This is a genomic window from Leeia speluncae (assembly GCF_020564625.1).
Taxonomy (GTDB): Bacteria; Pseudomonadota; Gammaproteobacteria; order Burkholderiales; family Leeiaceae; genus Leeia; species Leeia speluncae.
Genome location: NZ_JAJBZT010000001.1, coordinates 307,567 through 332,695, shown reverse-complemented (window position 1 = coordinate 332,695; position 25,129 = coordinate 307,567). Strand labels below are relative to the sequence as shown.

The 25,129-nt window shown below is 42.6% G+C and carries 23 protein-coding genes; 9 read left to right on the top strand and 14 right to left on the bottom strand.

Annotation, left to right across the window (positions count from 1 at the left end):
* Nucleotides 1–2: 2 nt before the first annotated feature.
* The 8 genes from LIN78_RS01525 to LIN78_RS01490 all read right to left on the bottom strand — a co-directional run bounded on the left by LIN78_RS01525 (nucleotide 3) and on the right by LIN78_RS01490 (nucleotide 8,624).
* A complete protein-coding gene (locus tag LIN78_RS01525; RefSeq protein WP_227177778.1) occupies nucleotides 3–881 on the bottom strand; it encodes a hypothetical protein in 879 nt (292 codons plus the stop codon).
* 71 nt (nucleotides 882–952) lie between these two features.
* The gene (locus tag LIN78_RS01520) at nucleotides 953–2,344 is read right to left on the bottom strand and encodes a radical SAM protein (protein WP_227177776.1); all 1,392 of its coding nucleotides are present in this window, start codon (nucleotides 2,342–2,344) and stop codon (nucleotides 953–955) included.
* Nucleotides 2,345–2,358: 14 nt separating this feature from the next.
* A complete protein-coding gene (locus LIN78_RS01515; protein ID WP_227177774.1) occupies nucleotides 2,359–3,420 on the bottom strand; it encodes an alpha-ketoacid dehydrogenase subunit beta in 1,062 nt (353 codons plus the stop codon).
* Complete coding sequence (locus tag LIN78_RS01510) at nucleotides 3,417–4,361, bottom strand: thiamine pyrophosphate-dependent dehydrogenase E1 component subunit alpha (RefSeq protein ID WP_227177772.1); 945 nt, start codon at nucleotides 4,359–4,361, stop codon at nucleotides 3,417–3,419. The genes LIN78_RS01515 and LIN78_RS01510 overlap by 4 nt, the downstream gene beginning before the upstream one ends.
* 52 nt (nucleotides 4,362–4,413) lie before the next feature.
* On the bottom strand, nucleotides 4,414–5,514 hold the full coding sequence (locus LIN78_RS01505; protein ID WP_227177770.1) for a radical SAM protein: 1,101 nt from the start codon (nucleotides 5,512–5,514) through the stop codon (nucleotides 4,414–4,416).
* 8 nt (nucleotides 5,515–5,522) lie between these two features.
* A complete protein-coding gene (locus LIN78_RS01500; protein ID WP_227177768.1) occupies nucleotides 5,523–7,040 on the bottom strand; it encodes a PfkB family carbohydrate kinase in 1,518 nt (505 codons plus the stop codon).
* A gap of 17 nt (nucleotides 7,041–7,057) precedes the next feature.
* Complete coding sequence (locus tag LIN78_RS01495) at nucleotides 7,058–7,636, bottom strand: SIS domain-containing protein (RefSeq protein WP_227177766.1); 579 nt, start codon at nucleotides 7,634–7,636, stop codon at nucleotides 7,058–7,060.
* A gap of 1 nt (nucleotide 7,637) precedes the next feature.
* A complete protein-coding gene (locus tag LIN78_RS01490; RefSeq protein ID WP_227177764.1) occupies nucleotides 7,638–8,624 on the bottom strand; it encodes an SDR family oxidoreductase in 987 nt (328 codons plus the stop codon).
* A gap of 194 nt (nucleotides 8,625–8,818) precedes the next feature.
* Here LIN78_RS01490 and LIN78_RS01485 point away from each other — a divergent pair, with 194 nt between their 5' ends.
* A complete protein-coding gene (locus LIN78_RS01485; RefSeq protein ID WP_227177762.1) occupies nucleotides 8,819–10,120 on the top strand; it encodes a hypothetical protein in 1,302 nt (433 codons plus the stop codon).
* Between the two features lie 35 nt (nucleotides 10,121–10,155).
* Here the strand turns inward: LIN78_RS01485 and LIN78_RS01480 are convergent, their stop codons facing one another.
* The 5 genes from LIN78_RS01480 to smc form a co-directional block, all read right to left on the bottom strand.
* Nucleotides 10,156–11,034, bottom strand: coding sequence for a hypothetical protein (locus tag LIN78_RS01480; RefSeq protein WP_227177760.1), 879 nt, complete (start codon nucleotides 11,032–11,034; stop codon nucleotides 10,156–10,158).
* A gap of 13 nt (nucleotides 11,035–11,047) precedes the next feature.
* The gene (locus LIN78_RS01475; protein WP_227177758.1) at nucleotides 11,048–11,824 is read right to left on the bottom strand and encodes an S-methyl-5'-thioinosine phosphorylase; all 777 of its coding nucleotides are present in this window, start codon (nucleotides 11,822–11,824) and stop codon (nucleotides 11,048–11,050) included.
* 90 nt (nucleotides 11,825–11,914) lie between these two features.
* Nucleotides 11,915–14,002 carry an NAD-dependent DNA ligase LigA gene (gene ligA / locus LIN78_RS01470; RefSeq protein WP_227177756.1) on the bottom strand — a complete coding sequence of 696 codons (2,088 nt, stop codon included), beginning with the start codon at nucleotides 14,000–14,002 and terminating at the stop codon, nucleotides 11,915–11,917.
* A gap of 25 nt (nucleotides 14,003–14,027) precedes the next feature.
* A complete protein-coding gene (locus LIN78_RS01465; protein ID WP_227177755.1) occupies nucleotides 14,028–15,284 on the bottom strand; it encodes a cell division protein ZipA C-terminal FtsZ-binding domain-containing protein in 1,257 nt (418 codons plus the stop codon).
* 157 nt (nucleotides 15,285–15,441) lie between these two features.
* Entirely contained in the window at nucleotides 15,442–18,948 is a 3,507-nt protein-coding gene (smc, locus tag LIN78_RS01460; protein WP_227177753.1) for a chromosome segregation protein SMC, read from the bottom strand.
* 121 nt (nucleotides 18,949–19,069) lie between these two features.
* On the opposite strand from smc, the gene LIN78_RS01455 reads away from it, so the two are divergent.
* Complete coding sequence (locus LIN78_RS01455) at nucleotides 19,070–19,564, top strand: PilZ domain-containing protein (RefSeq protein ID WP_227177751.1); 495 nt, start codon at nucleotides 19,070–19,072, stop codon at nucleotides 19,562–19,564.
* A 1-nt stretch (nucleotide 19,565) separates the two neighbouring features.
* Here LIN78_RS01455 and LIN78_RS01450 read toward each other — a convergent pair whose 3' ends face one another.
* Entirely contained in the window at nucleotides 19,566–20,459 is an 894-nt protein-coding gene (locus LIN78_RS01450) for a DMT family transporter (protein WP_227177749.1), read from the bottom strand.
* 362 nt (nucleotides 20,460–20,821) lie between these two features.
* On the opposite strand from LIN78_RS01450, the gene dapD reads away from it, so the two are divergent.
* The 7 genes from dapD to LIN78_RS01415 all read left to right on the top strand — a co-directional run bounded on the left by dapD (nucleotide 20,822) and on the right by LIN78_RS01415 (nucleotide 25,095).
* Nucleotides 20,822–21,676: a 2,3,4,5-tetrahydropyridine-2,6-dicarboxylate N-succinyltransferase gene (dapD, locus tag LIN78_RS01445; protein ID WP_227177747.1), complete on the top strand. Its 855-nt coding sequence runs from the start codon at nucleotides 20,822–20,824 to the stop codon at nucleotides 21,674–21,676.
* Nucleotides 21,677–21,815: 139 nt separating this feature from the next.
* A complete protein-coding gene (locus LIN78_RS01440; protein ID WP_227177745.1) occupies nucleotides 21,816–22,502 on the top strand; it encodes a glutathione S-transferase family protein in 687 nt (228 codons plus the stop codon).
* Between the two features lie 21 nt (nucleotides 22,503–22,523).
* Complete coding sequence (locus LIN78_RS01435; RefSeq protein WP_227177743.1) at nucleotides 22,524–23,084, top strand: septation protein A; 561 nt, start codon at nucleotides 22,524–22,526, stop codon at nucleotides 23,082–23,084.
* A gap of 85 nt (nucleotides 23,085–23,169) precedes the next feature.
* Nucleotides 23,170–23,469, top strand: a complete 300-nt coding sequence (locus tag LIN78_RS01430) for a YciI family protein (RefSeq protein ID WP_227177741.1) — start codon at nucleotides 23,170–23,172, stop codon at nucleotides 23,467–23,469.
* Nucleotides 23,466–23,732: a BolA family protein gene (locus LIN78_RS01425; protein ID WP_227177739.1), complete on the top strand. Its 267-nt coding sequence runs from the start codon at nucleotides 23,466–23,468 to the stop codon at nucleotides 23,730–23,732. The genes LIN78_RS01430 and LIN78_RS01425 overlap by 4 nt, the downstream gene beginning before the upstream one ends.
* A gap of 97 nt (nucleotides 23,733–23,829) precedes the next feature.
* Nucleotides 23,830–24,618, top strand: a complete 789-nt coding sequence (locus LIN78_RS01420; RefSeq protein WP_227177736.1) for a peptidylprolyl isomerase — start codon at nucleotides 23,830–23,832, stop codon at nucleotides 24,616–24,618.
* 81 nt (nucleotides 24,619–24,699) lie between these two features.
* Entirely contained in the window at nucleotides 24,700–25,095 is a 396-nt protein-coding gene (locus tag LIN78_RS01415) for an FKBP-type peptidyl-prolyl cis-trans isomerase (RefSeq protein ID WP_227177734.1), read from the top strand.
* The last annotated feature ends 34 nt before the right edge of the window (nucleotides 25,096–25,129 follow it).

Genomic DNA, 25,129 nt, shown 5'->3' with positions numbered 1-25,129 from the left:
TATTATTTAAGTTCGTAAATAAACATACCACTGATATCTGTAGAGTGAGAACGATGAACATAATCATCATAACGCTCCTCCTGATCAGAAAATGCGAGTGGCTCATGCGTATCTTCGCTTGTCAATTCAACTGCACAAAAAACGGATGAAGATCCGACTGCTTTATGCCTATTTTCAGCCATTATTTTATTTGGCCAATAGCAATCCCAGTGGTAAAAATCACCTCTAAAGAAATGATCAAAATCACTTTTTCTAAAATTCACCAACCAGTAGGTTGGTAATCTGTGTTGAATATAATATTTTTTACCAACATTTAACAGCATAGCACCGGTTAAGTAGGATTTTTCAGGTGTACTAGTCTCATCAAGAATACATTTATCCCAACTTGAATGAAGTGTTTTTAAGCCCAACTCAACCAATGATGCTGAGTCTAGAACTCCATTAAAATAAGATAACCCATTTATAAATTTTTCACTATCAACTCTAATGTGAGGGGCTGCATAGCAGTGCTCCGCTTGTGTGAGGTCATTTAGGTCAACTAGTCTTGTTATAGAGCCTGATGCAAAATACGTATCAGGTGGAAGCATAATTAAACTTGTATTATTCTCTGAACAGTGCTTAATTGCTAACAATAAAGCCTCTGTTTGATTTTTTGCAGATAACACCTTGAAATTAAATATCTTATTATATTGCTCAATTAGCGGGCGAGCGGTTTCGGGTATATCAGCATCAGATGTAAATATATAAATTTCACATCGACCTTGCCTTATAAAACTAACAAAATCAGGGCATAGCAGTGACTTCAAGAGTATCTGGCACATTAACATCCAAAATTTTTCACCATACACATACGTAAATGTAATGTATTTTCTTTTATTCATTATTACGCCCAATTGATAATGGCAACCAAAGGTTGCCATTATTTAGAATATATTCTCGCGATTAAAATCTTTTAGATAAAATTGATATGCTCAGGAGGATTTTTCAGATCCCACAAAAACTTGTTCACATAATCTTGGCGACAACCAATAGCACAATCCTTATGCACATCAACTGAATTTGCAATGTCTTGGTGCACAGCCCAGTATCGATCACTCATCACCATGTCAAAGAATGAGGTTTCATGCAAATCACCAATGTAGAAACGTTCTTTATTAAAGAATGGACCGCAAGGATAAACTTTACCGTTCCCCGAAATTTGCAATAGAAATGGTGTGCCATGGCAGACATCGTACTTTCTAAAACCATTCTTATATAAAGAAGATTCGCTAGCTGCATTGATCTTATTCCATTTAGCTTGGACAACATAGCTATCATTAGAATAAGACTCTGCTTCTTTCAAAATATCACCAACTTTGAGATATTCATCATAATTGATACCGATTTCTTTATACTCGGAATCTGAACAGTGTTTGATCACAAAGTAATCAACCCCTAGTTCGGCACCCAGCTTAGCCTCTGGAATCACCTCATCAAAGCATTCTGGCACTAACACCATCTGAAGCCCTAATGTACATTTATAACCATATTCTTTTTTGATTTTTACAAGTGCTTTGATCTTCTCTACTAATAGATCGAAATTCTCTTCTTTAGATTGATGGACACGACGAAAGCCCTCTCTGGTTCCTGCAGAAAGATTGAATCGGATCCAGCTCATATTTTTGAGTAGATCATGTGCACGGTCCATATCGATTAGCAAACCGTTAGTTGCCATCGATGTATCTACCCCCACCTCTGCCGCTAACACTGTTGCATCATATAAAGCAGGGTTGAGTGTTGGCTCTCCATCACCAATAAAGCCTAATGACCGCACCCCTAATTTGCCGCAATCACGAATGTAGTTTAATAATGCATCACGCCCAATCATTGTACCTTTGGTCATGTTTTGGACGACCGCGTAACAATAAATACAGGCGGTATTACAAAACTTGGTTAATCCCATATCAATATGGATAGGAGCAAAACGCTCACCATTTTGCCAAGCTTGAATTCGATCTAGATGATGCATCATTTTGTGACCATCAAATCGAAAGCGCTGAGGTGGGTTTCTGTAGCTAGGCCCAGTAAATTGATTGGGTACATCATGCTCTTCAACTTCTCCGAGCCTGATTACACCTGTTTGGTTTCCTTCACTATAAAACTGAATTTTTTGCCCTGTAGGCTTATCTAGCTTATAACTATCTAAAAGTGCTTGTTCATCTGTTAACGCCTTGCGGTTAACAATGACATTTGAGGTACGTAGTTTATGACCAGGATTCCTTGCTAGCGGGGCATCATCTGGAATCATTGTCTTAGCTTCATGACCAAAACGGTTCATTTGTTTATCTTTTTCGTTGTCACTCATTTTGGTTCCTTTACTTAAAATGGCCCAGTAAACCAGTCGCCTGGAACATCATGATATGGCCGCTCAGCTGGAAGTAAGTGATACGGTGCTTCTGCTACCTTTAGCACGTCACATACTTTCGACATAATTTTCTTTGCATCGATATAGAATGCCTTACTTAGCCCATAACTCGTTGGTTCTGGGCAATCAGGAGAAGCTAATCGCTGCGGAGATACTTTTAACAAACTCAAGTGGTTCATCGCAAAATGCGCAATGATTTCACTGGAGACGGAGCACATCTCAGGACCTGTATCCAAGACAAGTAGCCGTCCAGTTTTTTCAAGTGAACATCTGATTGTTTCAACATCTAGTGGTTTAATCGAAACTAAATCGATCAATTCGCACTCAATTCCAATTTTAGATAAGGCGGCACATGCATGATGTGCCTCCGCCACTAAATAAGACATAGCGACAATAGTAATCGCACTCCCTGCACGTGCAACTCTTGCCTTACCAATTGGCGTTCTAATATCGCCTTCTGGCACATCACCTAATGCATGATGTATCCATCTATGCTCTAGGAAAATAACTGGATCCGGATCAAAAATAGCGCTGAGCAGTAATCCCTTTGCATCAATGGGATTCGATGGCATCACCACTTTTAAGCCTGGAATATGGGCAAACCATGCTTGTAAGTTTTGAGAATGCGTGGGCCCCTGCCCCCAACCACGACCTAAAATTAATCGAATCGTAATTGGAACATTGTTTCCACTGCCGAAGGTGTAATGCCATTTTGCCGCATTGTTTACTAACTGATCTAATGCCAATAGAAAAAAATCTAAACGCTGATGGCACATCACGGGCTTTAGTCCACCTAATGCGGCACCAACACCAATACCTGTCATGGCATTTTCCGACGTTGGTGTATCGAATACTCGATTAGGTCCAAAGCGCTCTTTTAAACCTTTGGTTGTACCGAAAATGGTTTTGGGGTCATCAATGCCTAAGCCATATGCAATGACCGACGCATCTAGGTCCATTGCAATATGCATGGCTTCATTGATTGCTTCGGCACTATTTATCATCTCCCTAGTCATCGTGCCTCCTTGACTAGGGCGTCGCTATATACGCCATCAAACACGGTGGCAGCATCAGGAAAGGGGTCTGATTCAGCCGTTTCAAATATATTATCGACCAATCTCGACAGTTCTAAAGTTAGCTTATTAAGCTCAGACTCAGAAATACCTGATTGCTTAATTTCAAGCGTAATTGGATCTTTTTGCATCCAATCTGCTAACTCACCTTTGGGACGATACCCTAGGTGATCGTCATCAAAAGGGCCGCAATGCTCTAACCACCTATAAGTAGGCATTTCTATAAATACAGGACCATTGCCTGCTCTAATATGAGCTACTGCCTTTGCTGCAATACTAGATACCTCTGTTACGTTGTTGCCATCAGCATACATATAAGTAAGGCCAATGCCTTCTACTAATTGCTGAATTGTTCGTCCTACTGGCTGGCGCTTTTCTAAACCTGCGTAAACGGAATAAAGGTTATTCTCACAAGCAAACAATACAGGTAGGTTTCTGACAAGCGCAAAGTTCGCCGCCTCGTAGAAAACACCTTCTTCTAGCGCTCCATCCCCCAGGAATACTGTCGTCAATGCAGTGTTACTGGGCTGCATCGACTGAGAAAGGGCCATCCCAACACCAACTGGAATGCTATTCCCAACAATCGCGGTACTGGCCAGAAAGCCAACCGAGCGATCAATTAAATGCATTGACCCTCCTCGACCTTTGGCACAACCAGTAACCTTGCCAAATAACTCGGCAATAAACGCCCTAGGATCTCCTCCTTTGGCCAAGTAATGAGCATGGGAGCGATGGGTACTCACTGCTTGATCTGTTACTTCAAGTGCAGAGCAAATTCCAACTGCAGCAGCCTCTTGGCCGATAGATAGATGCACAGGGCATCGCATTTTCTGCTCTGGGTATTTTTTTGCAATTCTTTGCTCTAGAAGACGAATAAAAAGCATTCGCCTTAGCAAGTTATCTGTGACGTTGAATGCCAGCATACTAAACTATCACTTAAATGAAATTAATATGAGGGATATTTTGATGAACCAATTTATCTAAATAACGATTCACCTCATCCATACGACAATTTCTACGACAGTTGCTAATATCCAGTTCATTTTGGATATACGCAAAATTTGCCTTGCGCTTTTCACCTTCCCAGATTTCTTTGAAGGTCTTCTCGTTTAAATTTCCATATTCAAATTTGTCATCCAACAAGTAAGCACTGCAACCGTACACACGGCCATCTGCCATCACATATCCCCAAAGATATGGCGTTGCATAACACTTTTTGTAACGTGATTCAGATGATTCCAGATACTTTTCTATCGTGTGAGTTCTAAAAATCACCTGGAATGATTCATTAGAAATTGCTTTTAATTCTTCTGACATCTGCAAGTACGGGTTGTAATCGATCCCTTCATACATGCGTGTTTCGCTATACATGTGCTGTGAGTATGGTTTAATCACCAAATAGTCTGCACCAATTTCATCACGGCAGATTTTTGCCAAAGTAACCATTTCATGACTATTTTCTGGTAACAGTAATGACTGCACCCCTATGGTGCAGTTGATATGATGCTGTTGCTTATATTCTGTCGCTTTGCGCAAGTTTTGAATGACTTTATCAAAGTCAGATGCTTTGGTTCGATGGATTTTCTCATATGACTCTGCTGAACCCGCGTTCAGAGATACTTTGATCCACGAAACCTTATCGAGAGACTCCTCAACGAACTTCTGATTTAGAAGCACGCCGTTTGTCGTAAAAGAAACGTCAATGCCTGCCGCCTTGGTATCCGCAACAATCTTGTTGATCTTTTTATGTAAAAGTGGCTCACCTTCGCCCGCATACATAATACTTTTTACACCTAACTGTCCCATCTCTTGCAGACGCGTGGCTAACAAATCGGCATCTAACATCACCGCTTTATAACCGATGTAATCTACGGCACAAAATGTACAGCGATGATTACAGGCGCCAACAGGAGACATTTCTAAGTAAATGGGATATACCGATTTGGCAAGTTCCCAATTATTAATTGACTCCGTCAGATCTGCGACACGGCGTGGGTGATAAATCAGCTTGTGACTATCAATCAGGAATTTGTCCATTTATCTCATCACTTCAATAACGTGGTCGCATATTTTGCGAACAATACAGGATCCACAGATTCCCTGTTACATACAATCTGTACATCGAGTGCAGCAGCGATACTGCCAGCCAAAATCACCTCTTCAGGGGAGAATTCAGCAAATGCTGCCAAGGCAGCAACAGAAAGAAAGGCATCGCCAGCACCCACTCGATCAATCACTTTCGATGAAAGCGCAGGAACAGACCACGCCGCATCTTTATCAACCAACAACGCACCTTTTACGCCACGAGTAATGGCAATCGACTTTCCATTTAGTCTTGTCCGAAGCTCTTCTGCAATTTCTTCGATTGCAGACTGCTTATCATGTGCAGCAAGCCTAGCTTCCGGCTCATTTAAACAAAGAAAATCTGCGTGCGGATAACGTGTAATGACATGGTAGCCGCGATTTCCGCTATTAATTTGCGTGTTGACGGCTAAGAATTTAGATTCTTTAGAGATGGTTTCTGCTACGGATTTTGAGATCATTCCATTACCAAAATCGGGAACAATGACCACATCAAATTCAGCTGCATGCGCAGTAATCCAAGTATTTAACTCAGCATCTAACAACTCTCTGTCTGACTCTTCTCCGCCATAATAAACTTCAAAAAGCCTTTGCATCTCTTGATCAACAAAACGACGTTTAAGTAGTGTTTGCGCTGACTTATAGTGAACAAATTTTGTCGTTATATTCTCTGGAAGCTTATGTTGAATCTTTTCAGCCGTACCGGCTTCATTGCCTAATGCTGCTAGTAGCGTTACGTTTCCAGCAAAACCTGCCACATGTTTTGCAACTGCAATTGATCCACCTAAAAACTGTTCTTCAGAACCATATTTAACAGCGAGTGTATTCCCTTTGCCCGTTTGCCCCAGTACAGACACATAATGATATTCATCAAGTATTGCATCACCAATGACTAATACGTTTAGTGACTTCAATCGCTTAATGTTATTTAAAAAGTCCGATAAGTTGCACTTCTCTTTAAAACTATTTAGAAACTCACGTGTTTCCAGAGAAAACACGTCAAAATGCTCATTTAATAGTTTGGTAGAGCTAAAAGTAATTTCATCGGTAAAGTAAACATCACCACCAAACTGTCGAACCGCATCAATTTCTTTACTAATGTTTCCGGTAACATCTTTTGACTCATCGACGTAGTCACTGCCTTTTACATATAAAGAAGGCTTTACACTTTCAATCGCAGCATTCGCAGTTTCATAATCACTAATACAGACATAATCAACAGCGGCAAGAGCAGATAAATACTCAGCTCGAAGTTGCTGGCTAAATACAGGACGACCAGGACCTTTTCTCACATAACGATCTGACGTGACGGTGACAACCAAAACGTCACCTAAAGACTTTGCCTTTTGCAAATGTCTAATGTGCCCGGCATGCATTAGGTCAAATGTGCCATGGCAGTGGATAATTTTTTTACCAACAAATTCAGGAGCAGCTAGGAGTGCAGAAATTTCATCCAAGGTGATAATTTTTTCTTTTGACATCACTTTACCTCGGTTAGTTAATTTAGTTCTAATGCTAGTCGATCAGTTAAAAGATGAAGAATAAACTGATGTCCGACCTCTACTTCACCGTAGTCTTTTGAAGGTAACCAAATATTGATATTGCCCAATTTTCTTAAATGATTATCTTCAGAAAACCCGGTTAAGGTAAGCAAAAATCCTTTTTTATGTTTTACCACTTTACTTGCTTCAAGCATATTTGCAGAGTTGCCTGAACTACTCACGGCGACAAGAACATCGCCCTCATCAAAGCATGTATCCAAAATAGTTGAATAAGCAACCTGATATCCGTAGTCATTACTCATACAGGTTAATAGTGAAGCATCTTGCAGTACATGACACTTTAGCTTGCATTTATTCACTAAGTCATTCTGAACATGGGCAACGATAGCCGCACTGCCGCCATTTCCAATAAAGTATATCGTTTTACGCTCTTGTTTGACTTTCGAAAACAGTTCTCGAAGTTGAGAAAACGTATGTGATTCAGAAATTGACTCGCCTGCTGCATCTGAAAAAGCAACCCGTTCAATCACATTGGAAAAGGAAGCGAGCGCCTCCTGAAGCGTTGAATTGATCATGCTAATCTCCAAGATACTTAAACCAACTTGCAGTCGCCTGAGAGATTGAATCTGGCGTCCAGAGAGGTGCGTCTTGCCAGTCTTTTGCACAGGTTTTCATAATCTCTACCCCCTGTTCAAAAGAAACCTTTGGCTTCCAGCCGAGAAGTTGAGAAATTTTAGTCGTATCGGCAAACGTGCAATCTGGCTCACCTGGTCTCTTAGGGATGTAGCAATATTCAGCGCCTAACAATTGCACTAAGTAATTCACTGAATAATGACCACCACTACCCACGTTCATAATTTCACCTGAAATATCGGATTTTGCTGCAGTGAAGAAAGCATTTGCCACATCAGCAACAAACGTGAAGTCACGTGTTTGAGAACCGTCACCAACCACAGTTAAAGGAAGACCTTGACTTAACTGGGCGAGGAACACGCCAAATACGGCACCGTATGCTCCAGATGTTCTTGCTCTTGGACCATATACATTAAAGAGCCTGAGTGAAACACATGGCAATTGATAGACCTTTGACCAATGAAGGACCAGCTCTTCTCCCATTTCTTTGGTTAAAGCATATGGGTATTGCGGCTGAATAGGTGCAGTCTCTGGAGTTGGAAACTTAGTCGCAAGTCCGTAACACGACGATGATGCGGCATAAACGAATCTTTTAACCCCGGCAGCTCTTGCCGCCTGCAACACATTAAATGTCCCAGTTACATTAACTGAATAGTAATCTTCAGGCTGCTCGATTGAAGGGACAATATCAGCTTTTCCTGCGAGATGAAAAACCCAGTCAACTTCTTGAAATAGTGGAAAAATCGCTTCTTTTTGACGAATATCTAGATGATGAAAATCAACCAAACCAGTTGATAAAAGATGCAGAATATTTTCCCGTTTCCCGCATGAGAGATCGTCTATCACGGTTACATGATGCCCATTGGCGACAAGCAATTCAGTGAGATGACTTCCTATAAACCCCGCCCCACCTGTAACCAGCACTCTCATGAATTTCCTTTCTTCCATTTCAAACTAAGCAAAGACCCTGTTCTAGTATCGGCAAAATCAAGTATAACTTGAACAAATGACTGAAAACAGTCGTAACAATCATCTCAAGCTTGTGAAAGATTTCAAGACTTTTATATCTATTGAAGATTTGCTATCTTTCTGAGAATACCAGATTACAAGAAAGAACTCTTTCAATGAGTGAATATTTTGCACCTAGTTCAAATGACTTTCTGATTGAAGCAACCTTCTTGATTGAAAACGCTAATTTTCAGCTTAGTAATCATGCTTATATTCTCACTGGAGGTCTAGATTTTACTTGGTGCATTGGTGTAAACGAAAATTTAGAGTTAGCTTTCTGGATTGGGGACGGAACAACTTGGTGTCATTTAGAACAATTAGCGTGTTCACATATTTTAAAATATTCTGTCGAGTACAATCTCAAAATTGAACGTAAGCAACATTCACTGATACTTAGTTTAAATAGCGAAGTAATTCTAGACATTACTCTAGATGAAGGTTTTATATTCTCAGGAAGTCACATATATAAGAATGGGTTTAAAAACATTCCATCTAAATGGAACATAAAAACAAATCTACGCAATTTTCAAATTTTTTTACCTACACAAGAGAAGTTTGGAAGAGAGATTCATTTAATTTCTTTCTTTTATGGAAAAAACTACTGCAATTTATTTGAAAAATATCTCCTTCCTAGCTTAATGAATAAGGCAAACATTCCAACCATTCAAAATGAAAGAAGAGTTTGCCATTTTGTTTATTGCAAAGACGCTGACTATCCCCACCTTCAAAATGCGCTTAAAACCTATGCATCTTTAGGTATTGAAATAGAGGTAGACACAAAAATCTTAAACAATGCAGACTCTACTAGTAAAAAATATTTAAATATCCCTGTTGAAGAATCAATTATTCGCTCTTATGAAGACGGGTCAATTGTTGTAGTTGCTCAACCGGATCATATTTTCGGATTAGGGCTTAAGAATACTATTGATAGGATGAACCCTTACGATTACATCGTTTGTGGACATCCAAGAGTAGATATGCAGTCAATTGCAAGCGAATATTCTAAACTTCCCTACTTTGCATCAAACGAAGAACTAGTGAAGTTTGCCATGTCACTACATCCACATCCCATGGTACAACATGGATTAAAAAATCAAGAGAATTATTGGCACGCTCTTGAAAATGCCTCGAACTATGTAACCTATTTTAAAGAACCACCACCTCTTTGTTTTCATGGTTCGCCTGACATGATCAGTGTAATGCATGGTGATATTAGGTATAGTCCATTCGAGTCCATCGACCATGAGTTAGTCGACTACATGTTTAGCCAGAATCGATTAGGTATTGTGGACAATAGTTCTGAATTCTTTTGGTGCGAATTAACAGATAATCGTGTTTACAATCCAACAATTAGGAATGATTATGTGAGCGCCGCTGCAAAAAAATTAGGACAGCATCCTTTAATTTGGAATAAATAGTAGGATATTTATCAAAACAGATGTGAGGACGTTTCTTACCAAGAACAAGCCAACTTACTTGTCTGCGCATCTCTTACATCTTCTTTACATTGCTTATGAATGCCATCAATACATTGAGACAGCGTCGTTTGATGTTTCAGAACCATTTGCCCTGGCTTACATTCTGGGCGGGTTGATTGTTTTGAAACGCATTGCGCAATCAATATTGGATTAAACAGTCTAAGTCCGTAGTTACAGTTATTCCAAATAACGGAACTGACACTTTTATCTTTTTGGAGGATGGCGAGTTGTTGGATAGCTTGCTTCGTTTGTGTAATACAACTGCTATTCTTCTTACAGCGATCTAGCATAATGCTAATCTGCGTATGATCTAACCCTTCTTTTGGCGTTTCCGCAGAAATGTCTTCAATCAATCCATATTTGGCGAGTGATTGCATTTCCGCTGTCATTTTGGGAAGCTTGCCCCAATGAAGCCCATCTAGCCATTCAGCTTGTAATGTTTTTTTCCAAATGGATTGAATATTCTCTTGGGATTGAGGGATGGCATTTCCAGATGCGATTTTCCCCTGTGGCCAACTACAGTCTACTTTGGCCGCTGATTCGGTAAAACTACCACCAACAGATTGATTTAACCATTTACCATTTTGCTTTAGTAATACTGAAAAATAGACTTCAATGGATTCATCTGTTCGGTAATACTCACCGGTGTCAGTAGTTTTTAATGTACACGTCCAAGCAAAATCGCCTGCCCGAAAGAGATCTTTTACAACGATCTTTTCATCTGGTTCAGACCGAATTGCATCTAGGATGGCTTTGCGATCAGGATCTGACTTGGGCAAATCTCTTGCTGATAATGTTAAGCAAACAGCTAGCGTAAAAAATATGGCTAACGATTGAAGAAGCCCTGATCGCATATCACGTCCTAATTTATTCTACGGCTGGCGCGGTACCACCAAGAGAGCAGAACTCATCTGCACAAATAGAACCCAAAATCGAAAGTAATTTTTCCATATTGCTTGATAACACTTGGCTAGCGGCAGAAACATCGATCCGGTGTTGGTTATTCCCTTTTCCTGCCGCATAGTTTCCGACCAAGCATAGGCTAGCGTACGGAACACCTAGTTCTCGCGCCAAGACGGCTTCTGGCATTCCTGTCATGCCGACCATATCTGCTCCATCGCCTTCTAACCGTCGAATCTCAGCGGCAGTTTCCAGTCTTGGCCCTTGAGTACATGCATAGGTTCCGCCATCGACAACAGTAATATTCTGTCTTTTTGCTGCCAACAAAATGCAGGCGCGGGCATCAGGACTGTATGGGTCGGTAAAATCGATATGGCGGATGGTTTCCATCGCACCTTCAAAATAGGTGTTAGATCGACCGTAGGTATAGTCGATCAACTGATCAGGAACAACTAGCGTGCCTGGCGTGAGATCTGTGCGAATACCACCAACGGAAGCAACGGCGATAATTCGAGAAACTTTTTGTTCGGCTAGCGCCCAGATATTGGCACGGTAGTTAATTTCATGGGGTTGCAATGTATGGGCATAACCGTGACGGGCTAAGAATACGACTTCTAGTCCATTAATTTCGCCAAATGTTAGCCCGCACGATGGTTCTCCATAAGGGGTTCTAACCACTTGCCGACGAGTAATACTGACATTTGGTAATTCACTTAGCCCACTTCCGCCAATAATCGCTAACATGTTCGTGTCCTTTTTCTCTCGTTATTGTTGTGGATCTCTGTGGAGCATGCTCCTCTTTTCACCATAGCAGAAGCACTATGGATTTGCCGGCTATTCAGTCTCTGGCGTGGCTAACAAGGCAAGCAAACCAGCCTCATCAATCACTGTCACTCCTAATTCATTTGCTTTATCTAGTTTACTTCCAGCCGCCTCACCAGCAACGACAAACGACGTTTTCTTCGAAACAGAACCACTTACTTTGCCACCAGCATTCTCAATAAGCGCTTTTGCATCATCTCTGCCAAGGGTAGGCAGTGTACCTGTGAGTACAATCGTTTTGCCTGCAAATGGCTTAGGTGAGTTGTCATCTTGGCCATTGCTTTCCGGCCAAGTGACGCCTGCGACTCTTAATTGCTCAACCACTTCTTTATTGTGTGATTGAGCAAAGAAGGTGCGAATGCTACTTGCCACTACAGGACCTACATCATTTACACTTAGCAGCTCTTCTTCCGTAGCATCCATCAATCTATCGATATTGCCAAAATGCTTTGCCAAATCTTTAGCGGTTGCTTCCCCTACATGGCGAATACCAAGCGAGAAGAGGAATCTTGGCAGCGTGGTCTGTTTGCTCTTTTCGATGGCATCGACTAAGTTCTGAGCACTTTTCTCACCCATACGCGCTAGTGCACTGAGTTTCAAAATACCTAATTTATATAGATCTGGCAGAACCCGGATAATTCCCTCTTCTACCAATTGATCGACTAGTTTATCGCCAAGACCTTCGATATCCATTGCACGACGTTGTGCAAAGTGAAGTAAGGCTTGTTTACGCTGAGCAGAGCAAAATAAGCCCCCTGTGCAGCGCCAGTCTGCCTCTGTTTCTTCTTTTGCAATTTCACTACCGCAAACAGGACAAGCATGGTACAGCCACTCATCCATTTTAAAAACGCCACCCACATGGCTAGGGCGTTTTTCTAGCACCACGGATACTACTTCAGGAATCACATCCCCTGCGCGGCGAACGATGACTGTATCGCCTACTCGTACGTCTTTGCGTTGGGTTTCCTCTTCATTATGAAGCGTGGCATTAGAAACCGTGACTCCCCCCACAAAAACGGGTTCCAATTTGGCAACCGGAGTGAGTTTCCCTGTACGGCCTACTTGAACATCAATAGCGAGCACGGTAGTCATTTGCTCTTGGGCGGGATACTTATGAGCGACAGCCCAACGCGGTTCACGTGAGACAAATCCTAGCCTAGCTTGCAAATCTCGGCGATTGACTTTGTAGACAACGCCATCAATATCGTATGGCAGTTGGTCGCGCAATGCCCCTACTTTTTGATGAAACTCGGCTAATCCAGTGGCGCCGCGTACAACTTCTCGATGTTTGCAGACCGGAAAGCCATAGTCTGCTAGCGCATCTAGCACGCCACTATGTGTCGTTGGCACATCCCAATCTACCGTTTCACCTAAGCCGTAGGCAAAAAAACTAAGTGGACGAGTTGCTGCAATACCAGAATCTAACTGCCTAACCGCACCAGCCGCCGCATTCCGAGGATTAACAAACGTTTTATCATGCTGTTCGCGTTGTTTTTCGTTTAATGCCTCAAAATCATCACGTCGCATATACACTTCGCCACGCACTTCTAGTACGGTAGGCGCAGAGCCCATTAACTTAAGCGGTATTTGTCCAATCGTACGGATGTTATGGGTAACGTTTTCGCCTGTTTCGCCATCGCCACGGGTTGCTGCTTGCACAAGCACTCCATTTTCATAGCGTAAGCTAATGGCTAAACCATCAAATTTTAGTTCTGCAGCGTATTCGACTTCCGAGAGTAAATCGGTTAATTCCAACTCTTTTCGAATCCGATTATCAAAGGCAATCGCACCGGTTGCCTCTGTATCGGTTTCTGTTCGAATACTCAACATCGGAATCACATGCTTGACTGGTTGGAAACCATCTAACACAGTGCCTATCACCCGCTGGGTAGGAGAATCTGGTGTTTTTAGCTCGGGATATTCCGCTTCTAAACGCTCAAGCTGCTGATATAGGCGGTCATACTCTGCATCAGGCACCAGCGGCGCATCTAACACATAATAGGCATGGGCGTAACGTTGTAGCGTTTGCTTTAGCAAAGCCACTTCCTCCACCGGTGAAGAATCACTCGGTGGAGTATCAAACAAATCAGCTTGAGTCATGGGGATAGGAAACTAAAAGAGGAGATCAGGAGAATAAGCGTAGTGCTGTTTGGCCGCCGGGTTCAATACCCTTCAGATTCATGGTGCCATAAATGGCGCGTAATTGCTGACGAATGCTAGCAATACCATGATCGGTAAGCGGACGACGGTTATCATCCACTAGCCTTGCGCCTAATTGGCTACTGAGTTCAAACGCCAAATCGGATAACAAACCAAACACATTGATACCATCAGCCACACGGGGCACATCAAACAAGAAGGTGACGCCTTCACTGGTGTCTTTTGGACTTGGATGAGCAGGGAATGGAGAGTTATCAAAGTTAATGACGCTAAAGAGGTGTACCCCTTTATCGTTCACCATATGATATGCACCGTCTGCCATTAGTCTTAGGCCATTACGTTCCATATGATCACGCAAGGTCATCATCGAAAACGGCATGCTATCGGCAAAGACATTCAGGCCGATTGTTACATCGACATCTGCACAGAAAGTATCTAGTTTTTGTGCATTCGCCAACACATGGGCAAGCGAAGGCAAGCGTAACTCCGAGCCAGTTTCAGCAGCAAATGTCTCTAATGCGCCAACCATTTGACGAAGCGAAGGCTCATCTAGCGGACCACGACGGTCTGCCATTTGCACACCAATTTTTAGCCCCATAATGGCTAAGTTTGCATCAACATCAAGAGGATACCACTCACCGCTACTCATTAAAGCTAACCATGAGATTCGTTTTCCACTTCGGTTTAGCTGACGATGCAAAGAGCGGATCAAATCGACATCGAGTGCAGTATGTGAGAGTACCTCTAGCAACATGTCCGCTTTTTCATCTTGCTGGCTTGGGTACGTTAATACTTCACGCGCTGTTTTTAGTGTATTCGTTGGTGCTGCCGCACTAGCCGCATTAGGCGAAAACAGATTATTTTCTGCCTTAGCTGGTTCAACTTTTGGCTGAATGACAGGTTCTTTTCTGGCGATTACCGGTTCGGTGCGATCATCTTGGATTTTGATCGTCGGACGGCCATACGTCATTTCATCATTCGTACTCGTTTGACGGCGTGCAGTCGCCAGCGCGTCATCATCTGGCAGGTCGTCTTCACCAGCCATACGAGTATCTGCATCCATTGGGGTCATGGATGGATCAAGCAGCACATCTTGTTGGTAACTGGCAAACGCTGCCTGTGCTCGTTTTTTATAACGTTGTTGATCCCACCAGTTGTATAACACTACTAGCAGGATGACAATTGCGCCCACACCAAGCAAAACCAGTTGCAAATCTGTCATGTAAAGTCCTCACGGGCTTTCTTGTTGATTTTTGTTTGTCGATATAACTTTTGCTTAAGCAAATAACGTTTTGTTGATCACTTGCCAAGTCACTTTACGGATTTTTACTGCATTTTAGCCTAACCACCGCTAAATTGCACAGTCACAAAATCAATCGTCATGCACCTTCTTCGCTAAATGTAAGCGCTTTTTCCATATCCACCGTCACAATTCGAGAAACCCCTTGCTCTTGCATTGTCACCCCCACTAGTTGATTTGCCATTTCCATGGTAATTCGGTTATGACTGATAAACAAAAACTGGGTTGCTTTAGACATATGTTTGACCATTTCTGCAAATCGTCCAGTATTTGCATCATCTAATGGTGCATCCACTTCATCCAATAAGCAAAATGGAGCAGGATTCAGCTGGAAGAGTGCAAAAACGAGCGCTAACGCAGTTAAGGCCTTCTCGCCACCGGAAAGTAATTGAATAGAGCTATTTTTCTTTCCTGGTGGTTGCGCGGTAAATAGAATGCCTGCGTCTAAAATTTCATCACCTGAAAAGCTAAGCCGTGCGACACCGCCGCCAAAGAGTAAGGGGAATAACGCACTCAAAGACTGGTTCACCTGCTCAAAAGTTTCCTTTAATAGTGCTCTTGTTTCACGATCAATTTTACGAATGGCTGCTTCAAGCGTATCAATTGCTTGATTGATATCATTCACTTGCGCATCTAAATAGCCCTGCCTTGCAATGGTATCGGCCAACTCATCTAAAGCAGCAAGATTGACTGCGCCGAGTTGCAGTAGCGACCTCTGTAACTTAGGCAACTTAGCTGCCAATTGCTCGGCAGACAACGATCCAACTAATTGCAGTGCTTCTTCATTTAATTGGCTAACCTCAACTTCATTTTGGGCGGTTAATTCCGCAACCCTTTGCTCATCTGCTGTTAACTGAATTTCGATCTGCTTTATTTGGGCGTCAATTGGCTTTAATTGCTCTACAAATACAGCCTTATCCTTTTCCGCTAACAGTAAGGATTCATGCAACACTACAATAGATTGTCGAATCACGGCCAATCCGCTCTCTGCATTTCCTTGTTCTGCTAGGGTTTCTTCAACCTTTGTTCGATTATCACTTCCTTCAACAGACAGTTTTTCTTCTAACAATTCGATCTTCGTATCGGCAAGTAATTCGAGGGATTGCGAGGATTCGACTAGTCTTTCTTCAATATGTGCTAAACGCATGGTTAAACGGTCGATCTGACCTTTGCGTTGCATCACATCCTGCTGCTGTTGACGGTCCGTTTTTTTCAGTGCTTCTACCTGCGCTAATAATTGCTGGTACTTCTCAGTTGCCTGCTGCACTAACGTACGTTCAGCATCCAAATGCTCAAACGCACCTGCTTCTATATTGAGTTGCGCTATTTCTTGCAAAGTCCATTCGATAGAAGAAGTTAATTCGATTTTTTCATGCAGCATTTGTTGTTTTGCAAATTCTGCTTTCTTCTCTTCCGCTGTCATGCGCTCGATTTGCCCATCCAGTTTAATAATTTTCGCTTGGATGTCTCGTCGTTTTGTTCGAAAGGATTGCTCACTCTCTCTCGCAGATTGAATACGTGCATCTAGCGCTTGAAGGTCCAGATGATGTTGATCGACTTGTGCTTGCAAAATAGGCATTTCTTTTTCCAAGGCGCTTATTAACCTTGGATAATCAATGAGCTTGGTTTCTGCTTGCTCTGGAAAATATTGAATCGTCGTGCTCGAAAAAATCCACCCTTCTTTTGTCACTAACCGGACATGAGGAGGCAATTGCGCATAGCCAATCTGTGCGTCTTGCAAAGCTGCCAAAAACACATCACGCACCATAGCAGAAACAAAAGGATGAAAAAGGAGATGCTCACAGCGAATAACACTAGCGAGCGGCATGATAGGAAAGGGAATATTAGTTTCTACTTCACTAACTATATCTGCATCTAACTCACGTACCCACTTCGTCAAACCAGGCGGGATTTGGTCTGGGATTTTCCAATTGGACAACAAGGGGCGAGCATATAACCAATCATTTAAAACGGCATTAACAGCCGTCGAATACCCCTCTTCCACCGCTAAAACTGACCATAAAGCAGGCGCATCAGGATAGTTATCAGACCACCACCCATGAATTTGGCTTCCACCTGCGACCATTTGTTTTAAGGAGTCTAGACTCTCTTTTTTGGCCTGCAAGGTAGATAACTGATGCTTGGCCTCCAGATAATTCGTTTGTGCTTGCTGCTTTTCTCGCTCAAGGTTAGCCAAGTTCGCATGTATATCTTCTAACGCTATATCTACTAACCGTATTTCATCCTGATTGTGATTACGTTGCTGGCTTAGCACTAGCATCTCGTCATTTGCTGGAGGTTGTTTTTCTAAAACCTCATTCACTTTGAGAAGTTGGCTAGCAAGCGTTTCTTGTTTGTTCTTTAATCGTTGCAGCTGGTTGTTATTTGCCGCTAAGGTAGATTGGCGCTGATTTAGGGCCATCGTCAACGCCTGCTTCTCTTCAGATAATTGCTGCAGGGCTTGGGTCAGCGCGGACAGTTGCAATTGAACCGCTGCATAAGACATTTCTTCGTCTTGCAGGGTTTGTTTTTCATCATGTATTTGCTGTAAAACAGCCTCTTTCTCTTCTTTCCACTGCTGTAATTTTTGATTTAAGTTAGCAATTTGAGTTTCCGCCTGCGTCAGTCTTTCTTGCAATTGCGTCAGCAATTGTTGTGACAGCTGCTTTTCTTGTTCTAGCAGGGATAATGCGTTGTTGATCCGGAACAATTCGGATTGCTGCTCGTGCTGTGCTTGGTTTAACTCGAACTCCTGCTGTTTGCCCTGAAGTAAAATGCCATCTAGCCGAGTGAGTTCGGAATCCAACTTCGTTTTTTGCATCAACAGGCTCGCCAACATCGCTTTGTTTTGTTGGATCTTGGCTCGTAATTGTTGGTACATCGATAAGGAATACAAACGTTCTGTTTGGTGAATTTCTGTTTGTATCTGTCGATAGGCCTTTGCTGCTTCTGCCTGTTTTTCTAGCCGTTCGATTTGTTGATGCAGTTCGTGCCTAATATCATTTAGCCGAAGTAAATTTTCATTCGAATCGTGTAAGCGGCTGGTGGTTTCTTTTCGACGCTCCCGATACTTCGAAATCCCAGCAGCCTCTTCTAGGTAGCCACGCAACTCTTCAGGCCTTGCATCGATAATCCGAGAGATCATTCCCTGTTCGATCACCGCATATCCACGAGCACCAACACCTGTTCCTAAAAACAAATCAGTAATATCACGCCGTCTAACCGCTTGCTGATTAATGTAATAAGAGGAAGTGCCATCTCGCAGCAAAGTGCGTTTGATGGAGATTTCGGTATAAGGAGACCAAGGGCCCGTGACACGTTGAAGGGTGTTATCAAAAACTAATTCAACACTCGCACGTGATAAAGGTTTACGGGTATTACTGCCATTGAAAATCACATCTTGCATGGACTCCCCGCGTAATTGCTTCGCAGAGGATTCGCCCAAGACCCAACGAACAGCATCCATAATATTCGACTTGCCACAACCGTTCGGCCCCACCACGGCAACGAGTTGTCCTTGCAAATGAATCTGCATAGGATCAACAAACGATTTAAAACCAGCGAGTTTGATTTGCTTTAGATGCACAATAATCTTCGTACGACGTGCTACTTAATTGATAATAAACACCGATAGACTATGCTATTTCAAAGAAATGACAAACAGTTTATTGAAACAGATTTAGAAGATTTCGCTATAATCTCTCACCATGCAAAACAATGACTTATTCATTCCGCTGAGATGCTCTTATGTTGTCTCCGCTCCTACACTGAAAACACTGCAATCATCTAATAACCTGCAGCTGTTAAAAGCATTTGCTCAACTCAGCAATGAAATTAAAGATCATTATGAGTCAAATAAAGATGAAGAAACCCGCATTGAAGGCAAACTAGATTTAATTCTTTTGCTACTGGGCCAAATTAGCCTGCAGCAATCCCCGCTGCCAATCGCCGAAAACATCCGCTTAGGAAGGTCGGGGATTTGGATACCAGCCCCTCAACCGACGGAAGGCACCTGCCAGATTTCACTTTTTCTAGCCCCTTCTATCCCGCTTCCTATTACATTCCAAGGACAGTTCGGACAACATGAGCAAGGAACTCAGTTTATTCAATTTGCCCCACTAACAGATGATGAAGATCACTGGCTTGGTCAGTTACTCTTTAAAGAGCACAGAAAACAGTTGCGAGATCAGCAATCTAAATAGCTTAAGCATGCTCTTCTTCTGTGTGCGCCAATTGTCCGGAGAACAAACTACCCGCGAGGATCATTGCGCCACCAGTCCATTCTCTCAGTGACAACACCTCCCCTGCCAACCACCAGGCAGATACTGCAGCCACCACCAGTTCAAACAACATAATCACCATTGCCTCTGTTGCGCCAATGTAGCGGAGTGCAAACTGCATTCCCAAACTCGCAATTACCAAAGCGCCGCCAATTAAGAGCAGGACTAGCCAAACAGAGGCACTTAGATCCAGCAATTTTGCGGGTTGCCCATCAAACAGAAACATGGCGCCAACAGCCATTAGCAGGCAACCACACCACACACTAAACGATTTAACCGCAGGGTCGATATGCGGAATTTGCCTAGATTGCACGTTATTTAAAGCAAAACATACACCGCCTGATAAAGCCGCCCACTCATATTCAGTTTGCGGCAACGGTAAACCAAGGGATGGTTGCCATAGCATGCATGCAGCACCAGCAAATGAAAATGCAAACACTAGCCAGCCGAACTTATTCGGCTTTTCACCTAGAAAAATCCAAGCCAAGATAAGCGTCCATACTGGTGCCAAGTAAAAAAGGAGACTTATTCTCATGACTTCACCGTGAAGCACGGCAAATACATAGCTCACATTAGACCAGCCGGCAGAAAGCCCCATTAAGGCAACGCGCCAGTTAAACTCCCATGGACGTTTAAGTACGCCAAAAAGAAGTACTCCGCCAATCAAGATAGCAATCACGTAATTTGCAATCTGGGCAAGGTCCATGGTTAAACCTTGCGTATGCAACCATCGATACGGGTACCACATAGCCCCCCATAGGGCTGCTGCAAATAGCAAGCCAAGTATTCCAATTTGACGGTTTGACCGTGCATTCATTCTTATCACCTTGTTTTTATGCCTCATCTTGCCCGTGCGGATTTTCGCACGCAATTATTCCAATTGCGACTCACGGATAGTGATCTCTAAATAAATGTATTTAGCAAAATCGCAAAAGACACATATAATCTTGGATTATTCTGTAGTACTCGTTTTCATGTGTTGTTTGGGCGATGTCAGTCTACAAAAGATTTGCCCCCAGCTTTTATGTGAAGACGACTAGGGTTAGCTTAAATTAACTTCTTTGAAGACAAAGCCCCCACGATTAATCATGCACGCTTGAGAAACGATGTCGTTAGTTCAAGCGAGTGAACAAGCACTTTGCCAAATAGAATGGCGCAATATTATTTTTGGAGTTAACCATGTCTGTTGATGTAAAAATCACACCTAGCCACCAACATCCATTGCAAGCAGTGATTGAAGCCGCTTTCGAAGATCGCGCAAATATCACCCCAGCGACTGTTAGCCCTGAATTGAAAAGCGCAATTGAACAAGTTGTTGGCGAATTAGACCGTGGCAGCTTGCGTGTAGCAGAAAAAACAACTGGCGAATGGGTTGTTAATCAGTGGGTTAAAAAAGCGGTGCTACTTTCATTCCGTATTCGCGACAATGAAGTCATGTCAGATGGCTATAACCGCTATTTCGATAAAGTAGATAACAAGTTTGCAGACTACTCTACAGCAGACTTCAAACAAGGTGGCTACCGTGTAGTGCCACCAGCAGTAGCGCGTAAAGGTTCTTTCATTGCGAAAAACGCTGTATTGATGCCTTCTTACGTTAACATCGGTGCTTATGTGGATGAAGGCACCATGGTAGACACATGGGCAACCGTTGGTAGTTGCGCTCAGATCGGTAAAAACGTTCACTTGTCTGGTGGCGTTGGTATCGGTGGTGTTTTGGAGCCGCTACAAGCAAACCCAACCATTATTGAAGACAACTGCTTCATTGGCGCACGTTCTGAAATCGTTGAAGGCGTGATTGTTGAAGAAGGTGCAGTGATTTCTATGGGCGTATACATTGGTCAAAGCACCAAAATTTACGATCGTGAAACGGGTGAAGTGACTTACGGCCGTGTGCCAGCAGGTTCTGTCGTAGTGAGTGGCAACCTTCCATCTGCAGATGGTTCATACAGCCTATACTGCGCAGTGATTGTGAAGAAAGTAGATGCAAAAACACGCGGTAAAGTAGGTATTAACGAATTACTACGTGGCATCTAATTCACCCGTCAATTTTTTGACTAAGTGAGATACAAAATGGCCTGCGATATGCAGGCCATTTTGTTATGCAAAGCGATTAAGCATGTTATAGTATTTTGCTAACACAAATGATACGACGATTGCACAATTAGGCCATTACATGCTGACACTTTATATCGGAAACAAAAACTATTCTTCTTGGTCATTACGCCCATGGCTAGTCATGGCGCATTTTGGCATTCCTTTTAAAGAACAGATGATTCCGTTATACACGCCTGAAGGTACGGTGAGCCTACGCAATGTGTCACCAAGCGGAAAAGTGCCACTCCTAAAAGATGACTCATTATTAGTAAATGATTCATTGGCTATTTGCGAATATCTAGCCGAGCAATTTCCAACTTTAGGTTTATGGCCAAAAGACAGTGCTGCACGCGCAGTTGCACGATCTGTTAGTGCAGAAATGCATTCTGGATTTATGTCCGTGCGTCAACACATGCCCATGAATGTAAAAGGCAGCTATCCGGGCGAAGGTTTATCAAACGATGTCCAAAAAGATATCGACCGTATTGTGACAATCTGGCAGGATTGCCGTCAAAAGCACGGGGCTGCTGGCCCATGGCTATTCGGCCAGTTTTCGATTGCGGATGCGATGTACGCACCAATTGCTTTCCGGTTTAAAACTTACGGCGTGAAACTCCCTACTGAAGCGGAAACTTATTTAAATACCTTGTTGTCTCACCCAAGTATGCAAGAATGGGTAGCTGACGCATTAAAAGAACCATGGACAATCAGTGCGGCAGAACCCTATGCCCAATCCAGCCTTGCTAAAGATACAGCTGATAGTTAATTCGTCATACTGATACATACAATGAAAATTCTTTTTGATTTATTTCCGGTTATTCTGTTTTTTGTTGCCTATAAATTTACGAACCAAAATATTTATATCGCAACTGGTGTCACTATCGCCGCCTCCATTGCGCAAATCATTTGGCTAACACTTCGCAAGAAAAAAGTAGACGGTGCACTGTGGTTTAGTACAGGCCTAGTGACTGTCATGGGTGGTGCCACACTGCTTTTTCATAACAAATCTTTCATCATGTGGAAGCCTAGTATTCTTTACTGGGGATTCGCGGCAGCCCTTCTTGTTGCGAAATATCTTTTCCACAGAAACCTCATTGAACTCATGATGAAGCAGCAGATTTCCCTGCCAGAAAAAGTATGGGGATCGCTGAATCTGGTTTGGGCGATTTTCTTTGTGGTGATGGGTGGTGCCAATTTGTATGTGGCATCTAACTATCCGGAGTCTTTTTGGGTGAACTTCAAGTTATTTGGCGTACTAGGATTAACGCTGGTATTTATGATTGCACAGGGCTTATATCTTGCTAAATACATTCAAGAAGCGAAGCCAACAGAACCGCCAAGTGCATAAAAGGCTACGTTAACTAGTGATATAAAAAAGTAAAAATTTCTATTACTAGTGTTTTGAAACATTGAATTTTGAGAAAGAAGACCTCATGTTATATAGCATTGTTGGCGAAGATATTGAAAACAGTCTTGAAAAAAGACTATCTGTGCGCCCTGCTCACCTAGCCCGTTTACAAGCATTAGCAGATGAAAATCGCCTATTAGTTGCAGGCCCTAACCCTGCAATTGATAGCAATGATCCTGGTGCAGCTGGCTTTACAGGGAGTGTTGTGATTGCTGAATTTGCTTCTTTAGCAGACGCACAAGCTTGGGCGGATACTGACCCATATATTGAAGCTGGCGTGTATGCCAAAGTAACTGTTAAACCGTTCAAGAAAGTACTTCCTTGAGTGATCAAGTAGAAACATTATTTAAAGATCGATTAGCTGTTTTATCGCCAGAGAGTTTTACCTTAACGGATGATAGCGGCTCACATATTGGTCATGCAGGTAGTAATGGTGGTGGGCATTATTTTCTGACAGTGGTCTCTGCTGCTTTTGAAGGAAAAAGTAGATTGGCTAGACACCGTATGGTGTTAGATTGTTTTAAGGACTTAATTCCAGCTACAATACATGCTCTTAGCATTACAGCTTATACACCGACGGAACTATAACTGCGGTGTGAAAATCTTAGCTTTTTGATGTTTGAAATATCTGAACTCGCTTCATAAAAGTCAGATGAACAATTAACTTCCCTGGAGTGGAATAATAATGCGTAAAACCCTATTGGCAGTCGCACTATCAGCAGGCATTTTGTCGGTTGCCAACGCTGCAGACGTGAAAGTAAACGGTGTTGTTGTACCTGAAGCTCGTTTAGAAGCAATGGTAAAAGAAGCTGTTGCTCGTGGTCAGCAAGATACCCCTGAGCTACGTGCATCAATTAAAGACCGCTTGGTAATGACTGTTGCCCTATCTCAGAAAGCAACGGAAGCAGGCTTTGACAAACAACCAGCGTTCATTGAACAAATGGAAGTTGCAAAAATCAATCTATTGGCACAAGCCTATGTTCAAGATTACCTAGGTAAAAACCCAATTACTGAAGTAGCGGTTAAAGCACAATACGACAAGCTAAAACCAGAGTGGGAAAAAGAAGCTGCTGGTGCAGAAAAGCTTTACAAAGCACGCCATATTTTGGTGAAATCAGAAAAAGAAGCGAAAGACCTAGTTGCTCAGTTGAAAAAAGGCGCTAACTTTGCTGAGCTAGCGAAGAAATACTCAATTGATAAAGGTTCTGCTGTTAATGGTGGTCAACTTGACTATGCAGCACCAGGCAATTATGTAAAAGAATTTGCAGATGCATTGCGTAAAATGCCAAAAGGCAAAATTAGCGATGCACCAATCAAGACCCAATTCGGCTGGCACTTGATTCAGGTAGATGACATCAAAGCACAACCAATCCCTTCTTATGAAGAGACAAAAGGCCAGATTCAACAACAACTTCAACAAGAACAAATTCAAAAATTCTTGGAAGATGTGAAGAAAGGTGCAAAAGTAGAATAAGCTTTTGCCCAATAGCTTGACCAAAGCCAGTACAGTGTTTTCATTGTGCTGGCTTTTATTTTGTAATTTAAGGAAATTCGTATGAAACGTGTTTTAGCGCTTACCCTATTGGCTCTCCCACTGCTTTCTATTGCCGCACCTGCACAGAAGTTTCCTTCTGGCTTGATTTACCAATCGCTGAAAGATGGTTCTGGCAAACAGCCAAAAGCTAATTCGATGGTCAAAGTGCAATATCGTGGTGTATTAGCCAATGGCGTCGAGTTTGATAGCTCTTACAAGCGTGGGGAAGCCGCCAGCTTTCCTTTAGACCAAGTGATTCCTTGCTGGACTGAAGGCGTAGGCAAGATGAAAGAAGGCGGAAAAGCGAAGCTTGTTTGCCCACCATCGATTGCTTATGGTGCGGCAGGTGCCGGTAATGTAATTCCGCCAAATGCCACACTGACATTTGAAGTTGAACTGCTTAAAGTCTTGAATTAGTCTTGAATTAATCAAGCGAAACATGGCGTGTGAT

Bases quoted from the DNA above. Each gene is read 5' to 3' on its own strand.
- LIN78_RS01525 (WP_227177778.1), bottom strand. From the start codon at position 881: ATGAATAAAAGAAAATACATTACATTTACGTATGTGTATGGTGAAAAA.
- LIN78_RS01520 (WP_227177776.1), bottom strand. From the start codon at position 2,344: ATGAGTGACAACGAAAAAGATAAACAAATGAACCGTTTTGGTCATGAA.
- LIN78_RS01515 (WP_227177774.1), bottom strand. From the start codon at position 3,420: ATGACTAGGGAGATGATAAATAGTGCCGAAGCAATCAATGAAGCCATG.
- LIN78_RS01510 (WP_227177772.1), bottom strand. From the start codon at position 4,361: ATGCTTTTTATTCGTCTTCTAGAGCAAAGAATTGCAAAAAAATACCCA.
- LIN78_RS01505 (WP_227177770.1), bottom strand. From the start codon at position 5,514: ATGGACAAATTCCTGATTGATAGTCACAAGCTGATTTATCACCCACGC.
- LIN78_RS01500 (WP_227177768.1), bottom strand. From the start codon at position 7,040: ATGTCAAAAGAAAAAATTATCACCTTGGATGAAATTTCTGCACTCCTA.
- LIN78_RS01495 (WP_227177766.1), bottom strand. From the start codon at position 7,636: ATGATCAATTCAACGCTTCAGGAGGCGCTCGCTTCCTTTTCCAATGTG.
- LIN78_RS01490 (WP_227177764.1), bottom strand. From the start codon at position 8,624: ATGAGAGTGCTGGTTACAGGTGGGGCGGGGTTTATAGGAAGTCATCTC.
- LIN78_RS01485 (WP_227177762.1), top strand. From the start codon at position 8,819: ATGAGTGAATATTTTGCACCTAGTTCAAATGACTTTCTGATTGAAGCA.
- LIN78_RS01480 (WP_227177760.1), bottom strand. From the start codon at position 11,034: ATGCGATCAGGGCTTCTTCAATCGTTAGCCATATTTTTTACGCTAGCT.
- LIN78_RS01475 (WP_227177758.1), bottom strand. From the start codon at position 11,824: ATGTTAGCGATTATTGGCGGAAGTGGGCTAAGTGAATTACCAAATGTC.
- ligA (WP_227177756.1), bottom strand. From the start codon at position 14,002: ATGACTCAAGCTGATTTGTTTGATACTCCACCGAGTGATTCTTCACCG.
- LIN78_RS01465 (WP_227177755.1), bottom strand. From the start codon at position 15,284: ATGACAGATTTGCAACTGGTTTTGCTTGGTGTGGGCGCAATTGTCATC.
- LIN78_RS01455 (WP_227177751.1), top strand. From the start codon at position 19,070: ATGCAAAACAATGACTTATTCATTCCGCTGAGATGCTCTTATGTTGTC.
- LIN78_RS01450 (WP_227177749.1), bottom strand. From the start codon at position 20,459: ATGAATGCACGGTCAAACCGTCAAATTGGAATACTTGGCTTGCTATTT.
- dapD (WP_227177747.1), top strand. From the start codon at position 20,822: ATGTCTGTTGATGTAAAAATCACACCTAGCCACCAACATCCATTGCAA.
- LIN78_RS01440 (WP_227177745.1), top strand. From the start codon at position 21,816: ATGCTGACACTTTATATCGGAAACAAAAACTATTCTTCTTGGTCATTA.
- LIN78_RS01435 (WP_227177743.1), top strand. From the start codon at position 22,524: ATGAAAATTCTTTTTGATTTATTTCCGGTTATTCTGTTTTTTGTTGCC.
- LIN78_RS01430 (WP_227177741.1), top strand. From the start codon at position 23,170: ATGTTATATAGCATTGTTGGCGAAGATATTGAAAACAGTCTTGAAAAA.
- LIN78_RS01420 (WP_227177736.1), top strand. From the start codon at position 23,830: ATGCGTAAAACCCTATTGGCAGTCGCACTATCAGCAGGCATTTTGTCG.
- LIN78_RS01415 (WP_227177734.1), top strand. From the start codon at position 24,700: ATGAAACGTGTTTTAGCGCTTACCCTATTGGCTCTCCCACTGCTTTCT.